General features: G+C 51.4%; 1 pseudogene. It reads right to left on the reverse strand.

Annotated features, from left to right (window positions below):
* A pseudogene (locus AM228_RS31460) lies at positions 1-1073 on the reverse strand (ISNCY family transposase); the annotation flags it as partial.
* Positions 1074-1163 lie beyond the last annotated feature (90 nt).

Below are 1163 nucleotides of genomic sequence, written 5' to 3' on the forward strand. Positions count from 1 at the left end.
TGTTTGCCATGGCCGAAGTTATGTTCGAGATGGTAGCCTTTGGTCTTGAGGGTATTGTTATTCTCGTTCTCAACCTTCCAACGAGTGCGACCGGCTTGAACAATCTCAGCTACGTTATCATCAGTAAGGGTGTAGCGGGTCACAAAGGCGTTATGGTAAATCACCTTTTGGTCAGGACGGCTGACAGTTACCTCACACCAGTTCACCAACAGCGCATCCGCCGCGTCTTTGAGGGGCAAGTCATTGAGATATCGGTAAGTCCTTCCTCAACTTTTCCCGTCCACCTTTTGCTGATGACTGTTGGTAGGTCAATCCCCTCAAGATGGTTATAAAGCGTAGTGTGGGAATCTGGGCGACAGACCAAGATAAAGTCCAACTGGTGGTCTAACAGTAGCTGACACAGGGGTTGGTGGCAGTACAAGTCATCGCCTAACACCGTTACCTTCAAGCGACTCAAGCTCGGACCATGCTGGTTCAACCACCGCTTCGCAGCGGCATTCTCACAGTCTTGTTTGTCATGACCGTCTTGGGGGCGGACAAACTCAGGGACTAACGGAATCACCTGAGTCTGCCCTGGACAGACGATGACTGGAGTGACCACGCTATGGAAGTGTTGAATGTCTCCTGACCTCAAGGTGCGTGTCGAGCAGCCAGGACAGTGGATTTGAGTTGAACTGAAGTATTCCGTCCCATCCATAGCAACCAACAGGGTGTCGGCCACAGACCGGAAGTCCTTCAACTGACCCTGTTCGTCCAACATCTGTAGGATTTCCTCGAATACGGGAAACAGCTCCTCCGCCACAACCCCGTCGAGCAAGTCCCGGATGTGGTTGTCGCAAGGAATCTTATGCACTCCAAACAGGCTTTGAGCATTGCTTTGACCCTTATTGCCTGCCATCTTGCGCTGGTAGGCCAGGAAGGACGGGGTTTGGGTGAAGAACACCCCTGCATGCGCTCAACGCAGCATCCTCCATTCCATAGCGGGTATTTTTACCTCGGCGCTTGTCCGGTAGCGACGACAAGCGCTCGCGAAAAGAACTCACTACAGTGTCAAACCAACCTGGCTTTTTCAAGGGCTCTGGCTCTCTTGGGTTTTGCAGATATCATTACCATACAGGTCTCAAGGGGACTTGAACAGTTTTTTGCCAAAATGAGAATTGCTG

Source organism: Planktothricoides sp. SR001 (assembly GCF_001276715.1).
GTDB lineage: Bacteria > Cyanobacteriota > Cyanobacteriia > Cyanobacteriales > Laspinemataceae > Planktothricoides > Planktothricoides raciborskii.